Origin of the sequence: Streptomyces panacea (assembly GCF_040560175.1) — a bacterium.
Lineage (GTDB): Bacteria > Actinomycetota > Actinomycetes > Streptomycetales > Streptomycetaceae > Streptomyces > Streptomyces panacea.
The window spans coordinates 14406-29844 of record NZ_JARJHW010000006.1 but is presented as its reverse complement, the minus strand read 5'-3'; the positions used below and the strand labels follow the sequence as shown (position 1 = coordinate 29844).

Sequence of the window (15439 nt, the reverse complement as noted above, 5' to 3'; positions counted from 1 at the left end):
TGCCGTCTGCCGGGGGAGGCCGACCAGGTCGGCGGTGGCGGCGGCCGCTCCCCGAAGACCTGTACCGATCGGTGCGGCTGCTCCGACCCGCCTCCGGGGGCCACACGATGCAAGGGCTACCAGCTCGACCACCGAGACGGGTCCATGTCCTGCACACGAGGCATGAGCTGCCCTGGGGGCGCACTCCCTCACCTCGGATGGCGCGACCGCACCGGCGGCGACGGATGCCCCGCCTGCTCGGGCCGGATCACCTGGGCCTGCGCGAGCTGACCAGCGAAGAGCCATCACATCCCGCCGCCCGTGAGCCTGCCTCGTGCGCAGTTCGCGGACGAGACGCCGACGGAACCATCGTGGCGGGTGTCCCGTGGCGAGTCCACGCGGAACCTCGGCGCCTTCGCATATCTGACGCGGCAGTCGGCGGCACCCCGCCGATCGGCTGAAGACGCCCCCGGACCAGGCACATTCGGCCCTCCCGGGGTCGCCCGTCGGCACACGCCCGCCGAGGATCGTGCTGACAGCACAAGGGCGGCACACGGGCAGCACGTGGGCAGGATGCGTGGGACGGGCCGATGGGCGACGACGACGTAGAGCACCGTGACCACCGGGAGCCTGAGCACTCCGGGCGACTGGACCGTCGGCGCTTTCTGGGTGCTGCCGCCGCGGGGGCCGCCGGGATCGCCGTGGGCACGGTGGCCGGCTGCGACTCACCGGCGGGCGGGGGCCCCGAGGCCGCGCCCAGCCGTACCGGCGCCGCCGCGACGGCCGACGCGGCGGCCGAGCGGGCGCGGTCCGGCAGTCCGGACTGGCGCATCCGGTCCGTGGGACCGCCCGAGGCGGTCGAGGGGTACACGGACACGGTGAGCGTGGGGCCGGGCGACGAGTTCGGGCTGTACGTCTCGACCACCGCACCCCACTTCCGGGTCTCCGCCTACCGGGTCGGCTGGTACGGCGGGGCCCAGGCCCGGCTGGTCTGGCGCTCCGACCAGGTGGCGGGCCGGGTCCAGCGCGACCCGCGCACGGCGACCTTCACCGACACCGTGCGGGCGGACTGGGAACGTACCCTCGCCGTCCGCGCCGACGGCTGGCCGGAGGGCGCGTATCTGCTGCGGCTGGACGCTTCGAGCGGACACCAGCGATACGTCCCACTGATCGTCCGCTCGCCGAGTGCCACCGGCCGGACGGTGTTGATGCACGCGCCCGCGACCTGGCAGGCGTACAACCTGTGGGGCGGTCGCAGTCTCTACGAGGGCGAGGACGGCGCGTACGGGAGCCGTTCACTGGCCGTCAGCTTCGACCGGCCGTACGACAAGAACGGCGCCGAGAAGTTCCTCGTCTACGAACGCGCCGCCGTGGTCCTCGCCGAACGCCTCGGCATCCCGCTGGCGTACACCACGGGCGTGGACGTCCACCTCACCCCCTCGGTCCTGCGCGGCGCCTCGGCCGTGGTCTCGCTCGGGCACGACGAGTACTGGACCCCCGAGCAGCGGCAGCACGTCACCCGGGCCCGTGACACCGGAACCAATCTGGTCTTCCTCGGCGCCAACACCTGCTTCCGCCGCATCCGGCTGGAGCGGGACGGCGACAGCGGTCCCGTCCGTACGGTCGTCTGCTTCAAGACCGACTACGAGAAGGATCCGTACCTTGTCGAGCACCGGACCATGGTGACCACCGACTTCCGCGTGCCCCCCTCCGCCGACCCGGAGTCGTCGCTGACGGGGGTCCTGTACGAGGGCTTCCCCACCGACGCCCCGTACGTCGTCCACGGCGCGGACCACTGGATCTTCGAGGGGACCGGGGTGCGGCGCGGCGAATCCTTCGACCATCTGGTCGGCGTGGAGTACGACCGGGTGACCCCGGATCAGCCCACGCCGTCGCCGCTGGAGATCGTCGCCCACTCCCCGCTGGTCTGCAACGGCCGCGACAGCCACGCCGATTCCGCGTACTACACCGTCCCCAGCGGCGCGGGCGTCTTCGCCTCCGGGACGATGCGGTGGGTCGAGGGCCTGATGGCGGGGACCGGGGAGAACGGCCGCAATCACGGGATGGACGCACGCACCGGCGCCTTCGTCACCCGTAGCACCGAGAACGTGCTCCGCGCCTTCGCGGCGGGTCCGGCCGGGCGGACCAGACCGGCGCCGAAAGACAACGTGCGGAGCGTGTACGGGCACGCGGCGACGGAAAGCCGGTCATCGGCCACGGTGACCTGAGCGATCTCGCAGCCGTTCGGTCGTTTCGGATCAACGGAGAACATTGTGCTGCCGCCCGCGGCCGACGACGGGCAAGGGCCTTCATCTGTGCCAACTGCCCCCATTGGATTGATAGATCAGTGGGGCAAACGGCCGCACGCCTCGTTGAACCGGTGGCAGGAGTATCGACCGGCGCCACCTGGACGGCAGGTGGCTCGTGGAGCCCGGCGACGACACCGGCGGCGCACCCGCCCCGACACCTGAGGGCCACCCACCAACCGCGACCAGCGGCACTTCTGTCTGGTGGGCCCTCGCCCAGTGTTCCTCGAACTCGGCTGTCCGTGAGCGCGCCGAAACCCTCACGCCCACGCTGCGCGTCGCGCTCGGCGCGCAGGCCATCCAGCCTCGCATCGCGTCGCATGATCGCGACGCGTGTGACAACCGACGCGGAATCGCCGTCGGGTGGCTCGTTCTCGCTGACTCGTCTGCCGGCCCTCGGATGCAGGGCCCGGACCCGGGCTGACCAGCGAAACGTTGTCCAGGAAGCCCCCCAGATCACTTGGGGCACCCCGGCCCCCGTCGTCCTTGCTGCCCGCTCGGCGTTGACAACCGCCCTCACATCCCTCCATCATCATTCCACTAAGCAAGTAGTTGAATAGTGGTGGTGATTGTGGAGTACCGCATCGACAGGCGGAGCGGGGTCCCCGCCTTCCAGCAGATCGTGCAGCAGACCAAGCAGGCCATGCGGCTGGGCGTACTGGTGCCGGGTGACCGGCTGCCCACCGCCAAGGAAGTCGCCGAGACCAGCACGGTCAACCCGAACACCACCCTCAAGGCGTACCGCGAGCTGGAGCGCGAGGGCCTGGTCGAACCGCGACCGGGCCAGGGCACCTTCGTACGCCGCACGCTGGGCCGCCCCGAGACGGGCACCGACTCGCCGCTGTACGCGGAGCTGGTGGCGTGGATGTCGAAGGCGGCCGGGGCCGGTCTGGAGCAGGAGGACGTGGCCGCGCTGGTCGCGTCCGCGATGGAGAAGCAGTACGCCGCCGGGACCACGGCGGCAACGAGATCCACGACAACGGGGCCCACGGGGGCCACGACAACCAGGAGCACAGGTGAGTGACGGTATGTACGCGGGGGAACCGGCGATCGAGGCGTACGGGCTGGGGATGCGCTACCGGCGGGGCTGGGCGCTGCGGGACTGCTCCTTCCGGCTCCCGGCGGGACGGATCTGCGGGCTGGTGGGACCCAACGGGGCGGGCAAGACCACGCTGCTGAGCATCGCGGCCCATGTCCTGGAGCCGACGAACGGCTCGGTCAGCCTGTTCGGTGAGACGCCGGGCTCGGTGGAGTCCGGCCGGCGCACCGCGTTCCTCGCCCAGGAGAAGCCCCTGTTCCGCCGCTTCACCGTGGCGGAGACCCTGCGTCTGGGCCGGGAGTTGAACCCCGGCTGGGACCAGCGCGCCGCCGAGGACATCATCCGCGCGGGCAACGTGCCCTTCGAGGCGAAGATCGGCACCCTCTCCGGCGGTCAGCGCACCCGTGTCGCCATCGCCCTCGCCTTCGGCAAGCGCCCCGACCTGCTGCTGCTCGACGAGCCGATGTCGGACCTCGACCCGGTCGTGCGCCACGAGATCATGGGCACCCTCCTCGCGGAGGCCGCCGAGCGCGGCACCACCGTGCTGATGTCCACCCACGTCCTCGCCGAGCTGGAGAACGTGTGCGACTACCTCGTCGTCGTCTCCGGCGGCGGAGTACGCCTCGCCGGTGACGTGGACGAGTTGATGTCCTTGCACATGCTGGTCACCGGGGTCAGGGAGGGCGACGGTCTGCCCGCCGCCCTGGGGCACCACACCCTCGTCGAGTCCCGGACCAGCGGAAGGCAGTTCACCGCCCTCGTCCGCCCCGAGGGCCCGGTCACCGGCCCCTGGGACATGGGCGCCCCGAACATGGAGGAACTCCTGCTCGCCTATCTCCGCTCACCCGACGCACCACCGCTGATCACCCCCACCGCACAGGTCCAGGGCCAGGGGTTCGGCACCGGGGCGGTGGCGGCATGAGCACCTTCACCCGCAGCTCGACCAGCAGCTCGACCAGCAGCTCGACCGGCTCCACGAGCGACGGCAGGAACGGGACGATGAACGGGACCACCGGCGGGACCTTGAAAGCGACCGGGGCCAACCGGCGCCCCCACCTCAGCGGTATGACCTGGCTGGTCTGGCGTCAGCACCGGGCCGCGTTCTGGACGATCCTCGCCGCCACCGCGATCTCCGTGGCCTGGATCGTCTACCAGCGCGGCCAGCTGGTCGACTTCCTCGACGGCTACGGCTATCCCGGCAAGAGCCTCGACGAGGCGGGCGGCACGCTCCCGCAGTACGTTGACGCGTTCTCCTTCATCTCCATCGGTCTCCAGGCGATACCCATCCTGCTCGGTGTCTTCCTCGGCGCCCCGCTCATCGCGGGCGACCTGGAGAACGGCACCGCCAAGCTGGTCGCCGCCCAGTCCGGGAGCCGGACCCGCTGGCTCGCCACGAAACTGGCGCTGGCCGGACTGGTGGTCGTGGTGAGCACGGGCGCGTTGTCGGCGGTGTTCGGCTGGTGGTGGAACCCCGTCAAGTCCGAGTCCGTGGTCATGGAATGGACCTCGGGCGAGGCGTTCAACACGACGGGCCCAGTGCCTGTCGCCCTCACCCTCCTCTCCGTCTTCGGCGGGGTGGCGCTGGGTGTGGTGCTTCGGCGCACGCTGACGGCCATGGTGGTCACCTTCGGTTTCACCGTCGCCCTCCAGCTCGCCTGGGGCTACTTCATGCTGTCGCTCGGCAACGCTGTCACGGTGACGACGAACAAGGGTGTGACGGGCGACAGCGTGTCCCCGTCGCTGCCCCACGGCGCCTACGAAATCGACCAGTCGTTTGTCACCGGCAGCGGGGATCTGCTGGGCTGGGGCACCTGTTCGGGGTCGGGGACCGAAGCGGCACGGCAGGTGTGCCTGGACAAGGCCGATGTCGTGGGCTGGGCGACGGAGTATCTCCCGTTGTCGCAGATGAACGCCATGCAGTGGTTCGGGGCGTCGATTCTGTTCGCCCTGACCGCCGGTGTCGTGGCGTTCCTCTTCCTCTGGGGCCGCAAGCGGCTCGTCTGAGTCCGTGCGCCCGCGCCCCTTCACGAAGGGGCGCCTCTTTCCCCTCTGTTTCTCTGTCCCGTCCGCCGGGCTGCTTCGCCATGCCCGAAGGTCCGGAAAGAAAGGCATGCCTTGAATCACCGTAAGAGGCGAGCGAGTGAGGCTTCCGCTCTCGCCACGCTCATCGCCGCCGCCCTTACCGCGGCCCTGCTCGGTGCCCCGGAATCCGGGGCAGCACAGTCCGACAGCGGTACGGCAGGTACGGCCGGCGCCGTCAGCAAGGCCAGGACAGTCACCCTCGTCACCGGCGACCGGGTCACCCTGGACGCCACCGGACAGGTTGCCGGTGTGCGGCCCGGCAAGGGCAGGGAAGGCACGACCTTCCGAATAGCGCGGCACGCCGACCGCACCTACGTCGTCCCGCGTGACGCCGAGCGGCTGCTCGCGAACGGTACCGCCGACCGGCGGCTGTTCGAGGTGACACAGCTGGTCAAGTGGGGGTACGACGACGCGGCCCGCCCCGACCTCCCGCTGATCGTGACGTACGCCGAGGGCCGCGCTCTCGCGCCGAGCGCGCTGTCCGCCGCCGGAGCCCGGGTCAGCCGGGACCTGCCCAGCGTCAACGGGGACGCGCTGAAGGCCCGTAAGTCCGAGGGCGCCGAACTGTGGGAGACGCTCACCGGCAGCGGGGGGACGGCACGGGCGAAATCGGCCGCCGCCGACCGGGTCGAGAAGATCTGGCTGGACGGCAAGGTCGAGGCGGCCCTCGACCGGAGCACCGCGCAGATCGGCGCCCCCGAGGCATGGGAGGCCGGGTACGACGGCAAGGGCGTCAAGGTCGCCGTGCTGGACACCGGGGTCGACGGCACGCACCCGGATCTGAAGGACCGTATCGACGCGGCGAAGAACTTCTCCGACGCGGCGGACACCGTCGACCGGGTGGGGCACGGCACGCATGTGGCCTCGACGGTCGCGGGCTCGGGCGCGCATTCCGCGGGCAAGTACAAGGGGGTCGCGCCGGGCGCCCGGCTGATCAGCGGCAAGGTGCTCGACGACGACGGCTACGGCCAGGAGTCCGGTGTCATCGCGGGTGCGCAGTGGGCCGCCGACCAGGGCGCCAAGGTGGTCAACCTCAGCCTGGGCGGCCCCGACAGTCCCGGTGACGATCCGGTCGAGCAGGCGGTGAACGAGCTGTCCGCCTCCTCCGGCGCCCTCTTCGTGGTCGCGGCCGGCAACGAGGGACCTGCCGCCGGCACCGTCGGATCGCCGGGCAGCGCCGCCGCCGCGCTCACTGTGGGCGCGGTGGACCGCAACGACGCCATGGCCGACTTCTCCAGCCGCGGCCCGACAGCGGACGGTTCCCTCAAGCCCGACCTCACCGCCCCCGGCGTCGACATCGTCGCCGCGAAGGCCGCCCAGGGCACGCAGGGCGACCCGGCCGCGGACGGCTACGTCTCGATGAGCGGTACGTCGATGGCGACCCCGCATGTTGCGGGCGCCGCCGCGATCCTCGCCCAGCGCCACCCCGACTGGACCGGTGAGCGCATCAAGGCCGCGCTCACCGCATCCGCCGAGCCGACCGCCGGTGTCTCGGCGTTCGCGCAGGGCACGGGCCGTACGGACATCGTCCGCGCACTCGGCCAGCAACTCACCACCACCCCCGCCAACCTCGCCTTCCCCGCCCAGCAGTGGCCGCACACCGACGACCAGCCGTCCACCAAGGAGGTCACCTACCGCAACGTCGGCGACCGCCCCGTCACCCTCGACCTGACCACCGAGGCGTACGGCGAGGACGGAAAGCCCGCCGCCGAGGGCATGTTCGAGGTCTCGCCGAAGCGGCTCACCGTCCCGGCGGGCGGGACCGCGACCGCCCAGGTCACCGCCGACAGCGGCGCGGGCACGGCCGACGGCCGCTTCGGTGGCGCGGTCACCGCGACGGACGGCGCCGGCATCACCGTACGGACCGGTGTCGGCGTACAGCGCGAAGTCGAGTCGTACGACCTGACCGTCAGGCATCTCGACCTCAAGGGGAAGCCCGCCGGGCGGTCCGAGACCGGGGTGCAGGGGCTGGACAACGAGATCTGGAACGACTACTCGGACGACACGGACGGCGAGTTCACCGTGCGGCTGCCCAGGGGCCGTTACAGCCTCGAAGGCCGTATCGAGACGGGCGCGACCCCGGACGCCGGGGGCCTGGCCCTCCTCCTCAACCCCAAGTTCTCGCTCACCCGTGACACCACCCTCGTCATGGACGCCCGCAAGGCCGATCCGGTCCGGATCACCGTGCCGGACGCCAGGGCCAAGCACACCGACGCCACCTTGAACTACGGGTTCGACATCGACGGGAACCAGAGCGTCACCACGTACGAGGTGGGCAGCTTCGGCAAGCTGCGCGTCGGTCAGTTCGGCGCCCGGCTGCCCGCCCGCGAGGCATTCGCGCAGTACAACGGCACCTGGACGCACGGGAGTACGAGCTACCGGCCGGCGATGAACCGTACCGGCGATCTGGCCGGCTTCACCGCGAACCTGAAGCGCTCGCAGTTCGCCAAGGTCACCATCCCCGTCGGTGAGCCCGCCAAGGACAAGGAGGGGTCGCTCGTCGCCGCGCCCCTCACGCCAGGGGGCGGATTCTGGGCCGACTTCAACCCGACCGAGTTCTCCCTGCCCGCCACCCTCACCGACTACGTTCTGCCGGGCGTGCGGTGGCAGTACTCCGTGTGGCAGACGAGTGGCACGGACGCGGACGGCGAAACCGTGCACGACGCCGGCCAGTGGACCGTGAACCCCCGGGCGTACAGCGCGGGCAAGCAGTACACCGAGCGCTTCAACACCGGCGTCTTCGGCCCGCATCTCACGGGCCCGCTGACCGGCAACGAGGACCGTCCGGGCGCGGTCCGCGTCGGTGACACCTTCATGGCCTACCTTCCGCTCTTCTCCGACGGCGCCGGGCACGTGGGCGACTCCCGTTACAGCAAGGCCAGGAGCACCCTCTACGCGGGCAGCACGAAGATCTTCGCCACCAACACGGACCTGGCCGGCGTCTCGTACGAACTCCCCGCCGCCAAGCGCACGTACCGCCTGACGACGGACGTCTCCCGCCCCACCTCCCTCTCGTCGGTCTCCACCCGGGTCACCGCCGAGTGGACCTTCACCTCCGCGCACGCCACCGGCGTCGGGCAGCGGCTGCCGCTGTCGGTGGTCCGCTTCACGCCGCGGCTGTCCACGGCGAGCACGGCCAAGGCGGGTACGAGTCTCTCCGTACCCTTCACGATCGAGGGCGCGGCCACCGCGCGCACCGCCCGCGAGCTGGCCTTCTCCGTCTCGTACGACGACGGCCGGACCTGGCACCCGGCGAAGGCGATCGGAGGCAAGCGCCTCGACCTGCGCCACCCGGCGAAGGCGGGCCCGGTCTCCCTGCGCGTGACCCTCACGGACGCGGCCGGCAACACCCTGAAGCAGACGATCCACCGGGCCTATCGGACCGTCAAGTAGACGACAACAGTTCACAACAGAGCGCCCGGGTCGGCTTCGGTCGGCCCGGGCGCTCTGTTGTCAACTGTTGTGGACCGTTGTGAACTGTTGTCGGTCGGGAACTGCGAGTGGCCTGCGGGGGGCACGGCGGGCAGGATGTCCTCATGACAAATCTGTCCGAACAGTCGACCGGGTGTGCCTCTTCTGGTTCGGTGCTGTCGTTGTGGTCACAGGACTCCGTGTTGTCGATCGGCTCGGTGGGATCGGTCCTGTCCGTGGGGTCCGTCGGTTCGGCCTTGTCGATCGGCTCCATCGGAAGCGCCCTGTCGGTCGGCTCGATCGGGTCCGCCCTGTCGCTGATCTCAACCGGGTCGTGGCTGAGCACGGGGTCGTTGTTCTCCGCGCAGTCGCGGTGGTCGGTGCTGTCCTGGCGCTCCTCCGGCGGTTTCCTGGCCGCGGGAGTGGTGGGGGTGGGAGTGGCGGCCGGAAGCGCCTTGTTGCTGGCCCAGATGCTGCACAAGGCGGAAACCGGCGGTGAACAAACCTGATCGGGTTCTGCGACTCCTGACCCTGCGCTGCTGGGCAGCCCGCACATCCTCGCCGCCGACGCCGAACCCGGCGACGACACCGTCCGCTTCACCACCGTGGCCGGCATCAACTACTCCCTCACCCTGCGGACCGACGCGGCCGAGAGCGACCCCAGCGAGCCCTGACTCAGGACCGACGACGCTCAATGGGGTTGCGGGCAAGCCCCTCAGGGTCGTCCGTGGTGTCCTCGCAGTCAGCGATGAAGAGATGGTCAGCGGGTCTGACGGACCCCGCGCCGCCAGACGGCGGTGAGGGAGGCGAGGGCGGCGACGTCCCGGGTGGGGTCTCCCTCGACCAGCAGCAGATCCGCGCGCAGACCGGGGGCGATACGGCCCCGATCGGCGAGGTCGAAGTGACGGGCCGGGACGCCGGTCGCGGAAGCGAGCACCTCCTCGGCGCCGAGGCCGGCCTGGGCGAGCAGCCACAGCTCACGGTGGAGGCCGGCACCGTGAGCGGGCGCGAACGGGGTGGCGTCGGTCCCGGCGAGGAGAGGGACGCCCGCCCGGCGCAGCGCCCGCAGCGCGCCGACGGCGTTGGCGTAGTGGCCGGCGTGTGCGCAGTGGGCGGTCCGGGGGTGGCGGGCCGCGACCGCCTCGAAGTACGCGAGTGTGGTGACGACGAAGACACCCTGGGCACGGACCCGCTCGGCCAACCGCCGTGAGGCCGGGGCCTTGGGCGCCAGGTCGGCCCACACGTGGGCGAGGCCGTCCACACCGGCGTCGAGCGCGATGTTCACCTCGGCGGCGGTGATCGTGTGGGCGATGACCCGCAGGCCGACATCGTGCGCCGCCGCGGTGAGGGCGGTGGCGACCACCGGGGTCATGGCCGGGAGGTCGGCGCCGTGCATCGCGCCGTCGTCAATGACGATCTTGAGGTAGTCGGCGCCTTCGTCGAGTCGGGCCTTGACGAAGGCCGGGGCCTGCGCGGGATGGGTGACGAAGTCGATCTCCGTCACATCGCTCGGGTCGAGGACGGTGCCGATCAGGGCGGCCAGCAGCTGGGTCGGGTGCCCGCCGGGTGCTGTGGCCACGGTGCCGGCGCTGCGCAGGTCGGCCACGTCGTCGTGGTCCGCGAGCCGCCGGTGCCGGGCCAGCGGCCGCGGCATGCAGAACATGTCGAGCTCGGTGGTTACCCCGTACCGCAGCGCCTCGGCCAGACTGCCGTCGAACGTGTGCGTGTGGGCATCGATCAACCCCGGCAGCAGCGTTCCGCCCCGCCCGTCGACCTCAACGTCGGCCGCTCCGACCGCATCGGCGCCGACCGCTGCGATGAGACCGTCCTCCAGCATCACATCCGTGGCGACGATGGTGCGTTCACCGTCGAACACGCGGGCGCCATGAATCCGTGTACGCATTGAAGTCCTCCTGCGCGTGTCGAGGAGGCCATTCCTCCCCGGACACCACCACAGAGAGGAGGTCGGGCGCGCCCTGTGACATCGGCGGGCGCGATCGTGATGTGGCTCACAATTGGGCCGTCTGTGTCACACTCACGGCGTGACGGCTCTCTTCGGTCCGGCAGACGAGGAGGCACATATGACACCCGCCCCACATCCGCACCCGACGGTCGACGCCGTCACCGACCAGTTCCTTGGCCATCGCGCGCTTCTGTTCTCGGTGATCTACAACATGCTCGGCAGTGTCGCCGAGACCGAAGACGCGCTCCAGGAGGTATGGCTGGCCTGGTCCGCCCGGCACCGCAAGCCGGACGCCGAGCCCGTCCACAACGCCCGCGCCTATCTCGTCCGCATCGCGGCGAATCGCGCTCTCGCCCGCCGCGCGGACATGATCCGCAGGCGGGAGACCTACATCGGCTCCTGGCTGCCTGAACCCCTGGTGACGGCCGAAAGCGATGTCACGGACAGTACTGAACGCGCCGAGGCGCTTTCCATGGCCGTGCTGGTTGTGCTGGAGACCCTGTCGCCGCTGGAACGCGCCGTGTTCGTGCTGCACGAGGTGTTCGGGTTCGCCCACCCGGAGATCGCGCGCATCCTGGACCGCTCGCCGACGGCCGTGCGCCAGACCGCCACTCGTGCGCGCCAGCATGTTCACATGCGCCATCCCCGCCACCAGCCCGAGCCGGCCCTGCATGCCCAGGTCACCGAGCGGTTCGCCGCGGCCGCGCTCGGCGGCGATCTCCGCGCGCTTCTGGAGCTCCTGGCACCCGACGTGACGCTCTGGACCGACGGCGGCGGCAGCGGACCTGCGGTCAGCCTGCGTCCCGTCCACGGCCGCGACCAGGTCGCCGCGGTATTCATGGCGGTCGCCCAGGCACTGCCTCCGGAGGGACTGGACATCCACTATCGGCGGGTGGCTCAAGACCCTTGTGTGCTCGTCTTCTCCGGCGGCGGTCCGCTCGCTGCCGTCATCGTTGATCTCACTCCCGGCGGAGACCGGATCGCCGCCGTATTCTCCGTCACCAACCCGAACAAACTCTCCGGTGTGCGGCCTTGTCGTCGGGGATCGGGGCTGCCTGTAGTCGACGAACGCTGGTGACGACGGCGTGCGGAGCCGTGTGGACGTCCTCGGTCCCGCTCCGGCAGCTTCATACCCGGCCCAACGACTGGGGCTCGGCCGCGTACCGCATGAGTGCCGGCCGACGCCCGCATCCGTGCTTCCGCACGCCCTTGGCCTGATTGATCGTGTCGCAGCCCGCCGCGTGGTCTTCGCCGTGCCCCCCTCACCAGGCTGGTGAGGGGGGGCACACTGTGCGGCAGGGGGCGCGGTTCCTCCGGTCGGTGCCGCGTCGAGAAAAAGGGGCGCTCGCCGTCACACGGTGAATCCGTCGAGGGTGCTGTACTGACCGGACAGCTTGGTCACCACGATGGTGTGTCTGCCCGAGGAGAGTGGACCGGACGTGTACACCGCGACGTTCGCGTGTCGTACGCCGTCGCTCGGCACTGTGCTGACGACCTGCTGCGGTCCGCCGTCGATGCTGATGCCGATGTTTCCCTGGTCGGTGTTCTGCTCGCCGTACACCGTGACTCGGGTGCCGGTGAAGGTGAGTGACGCGGTCGATCCGTTCGCCGTCGCGTAGTGGACGTCGTTCTGGTGGTCGCCGTACGAGCGGCCGTCCGCGTAGGCGTATCCGCTGTAGCTGATGTTGCTGTCGTTGTCGTTGAGACGGATGGTTCCGGGGACCTGCGGAGTGACGGAGATCTGCCCGGCCGAGGTGCCCGCCGGGATCGGGACGATCATGAATCCGCTGGACAGACGGGTCACATTGGCGACCGGAGTGGTGCCGATGTACACCGGTGTCGCCGGGCCGAAGCCCTCGCCGGCGACGAGGACCTCCGTCGCGTTGGCTGTGGGCGACACGTAGAAGATCCTCGCGGGGACGGAGAGGACCGGTGTGAAGGAGCCGGAGCCCGTGCCCGCGGCGCGCAGCAGGGCGTTGGGAAGGTCGGTCGGCCTCGGGGTCGCCGGGATGGTCGTGTTCCCACTCGCGTGGGTGTCGACCGGCTGGGCACATGGGTACGACTGGATCCCGGCGGAGAAGTAGTTGCCGGTGATCCAGAAGTGGCCCGTCGGGCTGCAGCCGCCGTGTGATTTGTCGCCGGCGCGGAAGGCGATGTTTCCCTGCCAGTTGATCCATTCCGAGCCGGCGTCGTTGTAGTAGGTGAAGTTGGTCGTGGGGCCGTTGTAGGCGATGTTGCCGGTGACCTGCAGGCCCTTGGCCAGAGTCTTCACCGGGTCGATCGTCGTCCCGTCCGCCTGGTACACGTACTGCGCCTGGTGTCCCTCGACGTAGACGGCGCCGCCGTCGCTGCGGACGGACAGGTAGTCGTGGAGGATGTTGTTGCTGATGGTGTTCGAGCTGTTGATGTTCGTGGTGTTCTGCGGGGTGGTCGCCTGGTTGACGTGACCCTGGATGACTCCGGCGGTGATGCCGGTGTACGGCAGGTCGTACAGGTTGTTCCGGGTGATGGTCGTGCGCTGTGAGAACAGCAGGGTGATGCCGCTGGCCGAGGAGTAGTCGGTACCGATGTGATGGATGACGTTGTCCGCCACGGTGGTACCGGTCAGGATTTCGTTGGTGCCGATCGCGGCGGTTTCGTTCGCTCCGTTGGGGGTGCAGTTCTGCTTGATCCCCGCGGCGTCGGACGGGTTGGTCGGCAGCGGGTCGTAGGTGCAGCCGAGGAGGATCGCGGTCGAGGCGATGTCGGTGAACTCGTTGCCCTGGATGAGGGTGTTGGTCGCCCCGTACATGACGCCCAGTCCGGCTCCGCCGAGTCCGGCGAATCGGTTGCCGGTGAGCGTGATGTTCTTGGCAGCGGTGAACGAGACGTTCGCCAGTGGCTGGGTCAGTGATCCCCAGGGGCAGCTTCCCGCGGGATTGGAGAACCCGCACATGCCCTGGTTGTTCGCGCCGGTCATCCGCAGATTGCTCTGCACGTCGGCGAACCCCGCGCTGGTGGAAGGGGCGTTCCAGGTCGCGTACGAGAACTGAAGACCGCTGAAGGTGATGTCGTGAATGGGCGCGGCGAGCGTACCGGCGCCCTGGACCAGGGTTTCGAGGCGCGGCAGTTCCACGTCGAGAGCGGACATCTGCTGGCCTGCGGAAGGCTTGTAGTGCAACGTGCCGCCGGCGCCGTCCAGGAACCACTGCCCGGAACCGATCAGGGCCTGCGCGTTCTCGATCCGCGCGGGCATCGTGTGGGGCGACATGGACGGCAGGCCACCGCTGGCCTGGGCGTAGGACGCCCGGGCGGTCACATTGGTCCAGCACGGCTGGGTCATCCTCAGCGTTCCGGCCGCCGCGGAGAAACTCGCCACGCGGCATCTGGACTCGGTCCAGGGCCCGTTGCCACCTGGGTAGCCGAACTCGACCCCCGCCACCTGGCTCGCGGTCAGCGAGCCGAACCACGCCATCGCCGCCTGGTCGCCGGAGATCGTGTAACCCGTCGACGTCCCGGTCCACGAGCCCCGGAATCCCAGGCTCGCCGGGGTCGCCTGCGCCACCGGGACCTTGCGGCCGTCGATGTACAGCTGGCGGCTGTTGCTGGAGCCGGGTACCGGAGCGGACCACACCCCGCTCGATCCGCGCTGCGTCCATCCGGTGACCTGTGAGGCCCCGGAGATCACCGGACGCGCCCCCGGCGCGGCCCGCCACACCACCGGGTGCCCCGGCGTGCCCGAGTCCGCCGGGCCGAGGGCCCAGGTCTTCGACAAGCGATACACGCCGTCGGCCAGCAGTACGGTGACGTCCGCGGATGCCTCCGCGGCGAGCTGAGTTCGAACGGCCTCCTGGGCACCGAACAGGGAACACGGGGCCGTGGAGGAACAGGTCGAACCCGTTCCGAGGGGCGACGCGTAGAGCGTCACGGAGGCCGCGGCCGTGGCGGATTGGACCACGGGCGCCGTCAGGATCAGACCGAGGGCCGCCACGATCGGACCGAGGCGGCGCAGCAGCCTGCGAGTGATCGAACCTTGAGATGACACGGGCGGGTCCTTCCCCTGTACGAAGATGAGACGACTCCGGGTGACCGGAGTTCGGCGTGGAGGGCAGGGCGGCGCGAATATCCGTGCAGGGCGTGCAGGGCGTGCCGGCGTCGGGAGCAGGGGCCCGGTGCTGAAGGACGAACGGGTGCTGCGTCCGCTGGAACACTCGCGTGCGTCCGAGAGGTGCTTCCGGCGTAACTGTGGTCCTGGACCGTTCACTTACATCCCATGTTTGGTGCATAGTCGAGCTGCCCACCCCTTCCTGTCAAGGGTCTGTGCAAGCCTGCCGTACCAACGCCTGTGTCCAAAAAGGGTGTTGAGTGTGTGGTTGTCACCGCACACTGACAACGCCCCCTGAACTGCCCACAGGGGAAGATTCATCGGGTGTCTGGTTGAGGTGAGGGGCCTGCCGACAGGCTCCACCGCGCCGGGCGCGTTGTCCCGTTGACGTTCGGTGGAGGTGGGGGCGGTGCGTCATCGCGCGTGGCGGCGCGGACCTGGGCTACCGCGTGGAGCCGGGGGTGGCGACATCGCCGACGTGTACGTCTCGTCGGGCATCTCGGCGCCTTCCCGGCGGGGCACCCACCCTCGCGCGGTCCGCGCCGATGTTGGCGGGCCGATGCGGTGAAGACACG

The 15439-nt window shown here is 70.2% G+C and carries 9 protein-coding genes; 7 read left to right on the top strand and 2 right to left on the bottom strand.

Annotated elements, in window-relative coordinates:
* Positions 1 to 569: 569 nt before the first annotated feature.
* The 6 genes from P3L51_RS02980 to P3L51_RS02955 all read left to right on the top strand — a co-directional run bounded on the left by P3L51_RS02980 (position 570) and on the right by P3L51_RS02955 (position 9326).
* Positions 570 to 2207, top strand: a complete 1638-nt coding sequence (locus tag P3L51_RS02980; protein WP_354603428.1) for a N,N-dimethylformamidase beta subunit family domain-containing protein — start codon at positions 570 to 572, stop codon at positions 2205 to 2207.
* 634 nt (positions 2208 to 2841) lie between these two features.
* Entirely contained in the window at positions 2842 to 3309 is a 468-nt protein-coding gene (locus P3L51_RS02975) for a GntR family transcriptional regulator (protein ID WP_354603482.1), read from the top strand.
* A 4-nt stretch (positions 3310 to 3313) separates the two neighbouring features.
* The gene (locus P3L51_RS02970) at positions 3314 to 4246 is read left to right on the top strand and encodes an ABC transporter ATP-binding protein (RefSeq protein WP_354603481.1); all 933 of its coding nucleotides are present in this window, start codon (positions 3314 to 3316) and stop codon (positions 4244 to 4246) included.
* Positions 4243 to 5328 (top strand): ABC-2 membrane transporter-related protein, encoded by a 1086-nt coding sequence (locus P3L51_RS02965; RefSeq protein WP_354603427.1) that lies wholly within the window; start codon positions 4243 to 4245, stop codon positions 5326 to 5328. Before P3L51_RS02970 ends, P3L51_RS02965 begins: the two co-directional genes overlap by 4 nt.
* A 111-nt stretch (positions 5329 to 5439) precedes the next feature.
* A complete protein-coding gene (locus P3L51_RS02960; RefSeq protein WP_354603426.1) occupies positions 5440 to 8799 on the top strand; it encodes a S8 family peptidase in 3360 nt (1119 codons plus the stop codon).
* Between the two features lie 143 nt (positions 8800 to 8942).
* Positions 8943 to 9326: a hypothetical protein gene (locus P3L51_RS02955; RefSeq protein ID WP_354603480.1), complete on the top strand. Its 384-nt coding sequence runs from the start codon at positions 8943 to 8945 to the stop codon at positions 9324 to 9326.
* Positions 9327 to 9577: 251 nt separating this feature from the next.
* On the opposite strand, the gene P3L51_RS02950 is transcribed toward P3L51_RS02955, so the two are convergent.
* A complete protein-coding gene (locus P3L51_RS02950; protein WP_354603425.1) occupies positions 9578 to 10720 on the bottom strand; it encodes an amidohydrolase family protein in 1143 nt (380 codons plus the stop codon).
* A 139-nt stretch (positions 10721 to 10859) separates the two neighbouring features.
* Here P3L51_RS02950 and P3L51_RS02945 point away from each other — a divergent pair, with 139 nt between their 5' ends.
* A complete protein-coding gene (locus tag P3L51_RS02945) occupies positions 10860 to 11858 on the top strand; it encodes a sigma-70 family RNA polymerase sigma factor (protein ID WP_354603424.1) in 999 nt (332 codons plus the stop codon).
* Between the two features lie 273 nt (positions 11859 to 12131).
* Here the strand turns inward: P3L51_RS02945 and P3L51_RS02940 are convergent, their stop codons facing one another.
* Complete coding sequence (locus P3L51_RS02940) at positions 12132 to 14804, bottom strand: hypothetical protein (protein ID WP_354603423.1); 2673 nt, start codon at positions 14802 to 14804, stop codon at positions 12132 to 12134.
* Between the last annotated feature and the right edge of the window lie 635 nt (positions 14805 to 15439).

What these genes read in the sequence shown, in the direction of transcription:
- P3L51_RS02980 (WP_354603428.1), top strand. Translation starts at nt 570, where the DNA reads ATGGGCGACGACGACGTAGAGCACCGTGACCACCGGGAGCCTGAGCAC.
- P3L51_RS02970 (WP_354603481.1), top strand. Translation starts at nt 3,314, where the DNA reads ATGTACGCGGGGGAACCGGCGATCGAGGCGTACGGGCTGGGGATGCGC.
- P3L51_RS02965 (WP_354603427.1), top strand. Translation starts at nt 4,243, where the DNA reads ATGAGCACCTTCACCCGCAGCTCGACCAGCAGCTCGACCAGCAGCTCG.
- P3L51_RS02955 (WP_354603480.1), top strand. Translation starts at nt 8,943, where the DNA reads ATGACAAATCTGTCCGAACAGTCGACCGGGTGTGCCTCTTCTGGTTCG.
- P3L51_RS02950 (WP_354603425.1), bottom strand. Translation starts at nt 10,720, where the DNA reads ATGCGTACACGGATTCATGGCGCCCGCGTGTTCGACGGTGAACGCACC.